Consider the following 4169-nt stretch of genomic DNA (forward strand, 5'->3'; position numbering starts at 1 on the left):
CGCCGCGCTCACCCCGCCCTCGGACTTCACCGCCGGCGCCGGGCCCGGGGCGGCGGTGCCGCGCCGGCGGTGAAGTCCGAGGGCGGGGTGAGCGCGGCGCGCAGCCGGCCGGCGGCCCACTGGTCGGCGGCGTCCGCGTCGGCGAGCACGGCACGCAGGGTGGACTCGATGTCCTGCCGTACGGTGTCCGACACCGGCTGTCCGGCGTCCCGTGCATGCCGTACGGCCTGCGCGGTCAGGGCGGAGACGACACGGCGGCGCTGTTCGGACAGCGCGTCGATCGCGTCGGCGTCGAGGCCGCGGTAGGCCTCGCGCAGCGCCTCGCCCAGCTCCAGGAAGGCGCGGCTCTCCTCCGGTTCGCGGCGCAGCAGCAGGTTGGCCGCCCAGGCGGCGAGGGTGGGGCGGCGGGCGGCGCGGATGCGGCGGGCGTCGTCGGCCCGGCCGTCCTGCCTGGCGGCGGCGGCGAGTTCCGTACGGCGGGTGACGAAGGCCGCGGGCGGCGTGCCGTACAGCTCGTCGAGGGCGGCCTCGACGTCCGCGGCCCCGCGGGCCTTCCCGGCCCCGGCATCACCGGATGCCTCACCGCGCGCCTCGTGTGTCTGCCCGGCCTCGGCATCGCCGGGGGCCCGGCGGGTGCGCCGGCCGGTGCTGCCGTCACGCGCCATGCGGGCGGCCCCAGACCTCCGGACCCCCTTCGTGCCACTCGATGAGGTCGGACTCGAGGACATCCAGTTCGTCCCAGCCGGGCAGTCCGGCGTTCTGCAGGAAGACGGTCAGATCGTGCAGGCTGTACGCGGTGCCGAGGACCCGGTCGTCGACACGGATCCGCCGCCCGCCGGCCGGGAGCGGCGGGGAGACGACGACGCGAGGCTCGGACATGGCACCAGCCTGACCCGCGGCGGCCCGCCGCGCATCCCCGGCCGGTCCGGGCGGGGACGGCGGGCCGCCGCGTGGCGCGAGCCCGGCTCAGGACACGGTGGTGGCGTACGAGCGCAGCAGGCCGAAGTTGCTCGCGTACGCGTCGTGCGGCGCGGTGCCCTCCAGGCGCAGCAGCGCCTCGTCGTTCTCCCGCAGGGAGGACTGGTCGAGGTTGTGCGAACCGGTGAAGGTCCACTTGGTGTCGGGGTGGCCTGCGTAGTTGCCCTCGACGGTGAGGTACTTGGAGTGGACGAGGTAGCCGTCGGAGGTGTTGAGCTTCTTCAGCGACAGGTTGGCCTTGCCCTTGAGGGTGGCCTCGTCGTTGCTCTCGGCGTAGACGACCTGGACCGAGCAGCCCTTGCCGGCGAGGGAGACGAGGGCCTGGGCCACGGCGTCGCGGTGCAGGGCGAAGGCGGCGACGCGGACGATGGACCTGTGCGTGGACGTGCCGACGGTGGTGTTGCCCGTGCAGGAGACGTTGTTCAGGATGTCCACGACCACGTCGCCGGTGGCCTGCGGGAAGAAGTAGTACTTCTCGGTGCCGACCTTGGCGGTCCGGTAGTAGTCGTTCGTCCGCTTCTCCGCCGCCAGGTCGTTGAAGTAGTCGACGTAGGCGGTGTACAGGTCGGTGTTGCCGACGACCGTGTACGCGTTGTTCCAGTACTTGTCGACGTTGACCGAGGTCTGGTTGGCGGAGGCCTGGATCACCACGTCCTCACCGACGCCCGCCGTGCCACCGACGCGGGAGAACAGGAAGAACTTGTTGTGGTTGATCGGGTTGGTGCCGCCTTTGGCGATGCACGCCCCGGCCGAGCCGCACACGTGCACCCAGGACGTCGCCGACTTGCTGGTGCCCAGCTCCGCCTTCAGGCTCGCGACGGCCGCGGAGTCGGCGTACTTCGCGTCGAGCACGACGCGGACCATGACGCCCCGCCGGTGGGCGCGGATCAGCGCGTCCGCGTAGTCCTGGTCCTTCAGGGCGTACATGGAGGTGCGGATGAGCCGCCCGCCGACCGTGTCGTCGATGGCCTTGATGATGTGGTTCTTGACCGCGTTCTTCTCGGCCGACGTGCCCTTGGGGTTGTTGAACACGGCACCCGTCGTGACAGGCGCGCCGTCGGCGTGCGAGACGCCGGCGGTCGGCAGGAGGAGGGCGGTGGCCATGAGGGCGGTGACGAGCAGGCGCTTGCACACGCGGGGCTCCCGGTGATCGTCGCGGTCCGAAGGAGCAGATCAGACCACATTTCTTCACCGTTCCGCCATGCCCATGACCCGATGGTGACGAGCGTCCGCTTCCCGTCCGATGCCCTGCGGTTCCCGGGTCGTACCGCTGTTCGCCGTTTCGTCCCGGCACCGTTCACCCACACGGCGCACCGCCACTTACGGACGGGACTCAGGGGGTCTGTGCGACAGCACGGCCGGAGGCTGGGAGGATAGGGGGCATGACGATCAAGACCTACTTCGACATCACGATCAACGACGAGCCCGCCGGCCGTATCACCTTCAACCTCTTCGAGGACGTCGTCCCGAAGACCGCCGAGAACTTCCGCGCCCTGTGCACGGGCGAGAAGGGCTTCGGTTACGCGGGCTCGAGCTTCCACCGCGTCATCCCCGCCTTCATGCTTCAGGGCGGCGACTTCACCCGGGGCAACGGCACGGGCGGCAAGAGCATCTACGGCGAGAAGTTCGCGGACGAGAACTTCCAGCTCAAGCACGACCGGCCGGGCCTGCTGTCCATGGCCAACGCCGGCCCCAACACCAACGGCTCGCAGTTCTTCATCACGACGATCGTCACCGACTGGCTGGACGGCAAGCACGTCGTCTTCGGTGAGGTCGCCGACGAGGAGAGCATGAAGCTCGTGAAGAAGATCGAGGCCCTGGGCAGCCGCTCCGGCGCCACCTCGAAGAAGATCACCATCGCCGCCTGCGGTCAGCTCTGACCCACGCACCGGCCCGGCAGGACCCCGCCGCACGGTGGGGGTCGTGCCGGGCCGCGGCATGCCCCCGCCGTGCAACGCGCGGCGGCCGATTGACATCCTTCCGGTCATGACGACGCAGTTCCACGGCCCGCCCCCGGGCCCCTGGCCGGCCCCGCCGCCGTTCTTCCCGTACCCCGAGGCGCCCCGGCCGGTGGGCGAGCTGCCGTACCACCGGATGGCGCTGGCGACGGGACGGCACGCCTGGTGGCGGCCCCTGGTGGGGACGCTCGTGCTCACCGTCGGCGTGTTCCTGCTGATGCTGGTGCTCGTCGTCGTGTCCGAGGTCGCGGGCGCCGCGCTGGACCGCCCGCTCGACGCGGACGACATGCGTTCCTGGGGCGGAGTGGGCGACACGGCGATCTCGCTGCTGACGATCGCCGTCGCGCTGCCGCCCGTGCTGCTGACCGCGCGCTGGATCCAGGCACGGCCGGCGGGCACCGTGTCGTCCGTGGCCGGGCGGCTGCGCTGGGGCTGGCTGGCCCGGTGCCTGGTGCCGGCGGCGGTGCTGATCGTGCTGTCGTTCGGCGTGTCGATGCTGCTGCCCGACTCGGGTGACACGCAGAGCACGGAGTGGGTGGGGCTGCCCACGTTCCTGGCGGGGCTGGCCGTGGTCTGTGCGGGGGTGCCGTTCCAGGCGGCGGCCGAGGAGTACGTGTTCCGTGGCTGGCTGTTGCAGGCGGCCGGCGCCTGGGTGAGGTGGCCGTGGATCGCGGCGGTGCCGCAGGCGCTGCTGTTCGCCGCGGCCCACGGCTGGGGCACCGTCTGGGGCTTCGCCGACCTGGTCGTCTTCGGCGTGGTCTGTGCGATGCTCGCCGTCCGCACGGGCGGCCTGGAGGCCGGTATCGCCCTCCATGTGCTCAACAACCTCATGTCGATGGGCGTCGCTGCGGGCATCGCCGGGGCGCTGGAGTCCGACGAGACCGCCGCCGACCTGGACTGGGTGGGCGCGGCCGTCGACATCCCGATGATCCTGCTGTACGCCGCCGCGGTGCTGTGGCTGGCGCGGCGCCGCCGGCTGCGGACGATCAGCCCGCCCGCGCCCGAGACGCCCGCGCCGGTCGCGCCGACGGGTGCCCGGGCGGCGTACGGCATGCCCGGCCCGGGGGTGCCGGGGTACGGCGTCCCGGGGTACGGGGCCCCGGCACACGCGGGCCGGGGTGCTCCGCCGTACGGGCCGCCGTACGCCGGTCCCGGACCTGTGCCGCACGGCGGTACGACTCCCCCGCCGGCGCCCGCCGGTCCCCCGCCGCCGCCCGCCGCTCCCCCGCCGTC

Annotated in this window: 4 protein-coding genes and 1 pseudogene; 2 read left to right on the top strand and 3 right to left on the bottom strand. The window is 72.6% G+C overall.

Going from position 1 to position 4169, the window contains the following annotated elements; genetic code table 11:
* Positions 1 to 32: 32 nt before the first annotated feature.
* The 3 genes and pseudogenes from MTQ10_RS28420 to MTQ10_RS28430 all read right to left on the bottom strand — a co-directional run.
* Positions 33 to 512 (bottom strand): annotated as a pseudogene (locus MTQ10_RS28420) (hypothetical protein); the annotation flags it as partial.
* A gap of 142 nt (positions 513 to 654) precedes the next feature.
* Positions 655 to 879 (bottom strand): hypothetical protein, encoded by a 225-nt coding sequence (locus MTQ10_RS28425; protein ID WP_247473204.1) that lies wholly within the window; start codon positions 877 to 879, stop codon positions 655 to 657.
* Between the two features lie 87 nt (positions 880 to 966).
* Positions 967 to 2112, bottom strand: a complete 1146-nt coding sequence (locus tag MTQ10_RS28430) for a phospholipase D-like domain-containing protein (protein ID WP_247473205.1) — start codon at positions 2110 to 2112, stop codon at positions 967 to 969.
* 248 nt (positions 2113 to 2360) lie between these two features.
* On the opposite strand from MTQ10_RS28430, the gene MTQ10_RS28435 reads away from it, so the two are divergent.
* Together MTQ10_RS28435 and MTQ10_RS28440 are read left to right on the top strand one after the other, a co-directional pair.
* Positions 2361 to 2858, top strand: coding sequence for a peptidylprolyl isomerase (locus MTQ10_RS28435; protein ID WP_247473206.1), 498 nt, complete (start codon positions 2361 to 2363; stop codon positions 2856 to 2858).
* Between the two features lie 106 nt (positions 2859 to 2964).
* On the top strand, positions 2965 to 4169 hold a 1205-nt coding region (locus MTQ10_RS28440), incomplete at its 3' end, for a CPBP family intramembrane glutamic endopeptidase (protein ID WP_247473210.1).

The sequence above is a fragment of the Streptomyces sp. XM83C genome (assembly GCF_023072675.1).
GTDB lineage: Bacteria > Actinomycetota > Actinomycetes > Streptomycetales > Streptomycetaceae > Streptomyces > Streptomyces thermocoprophilus.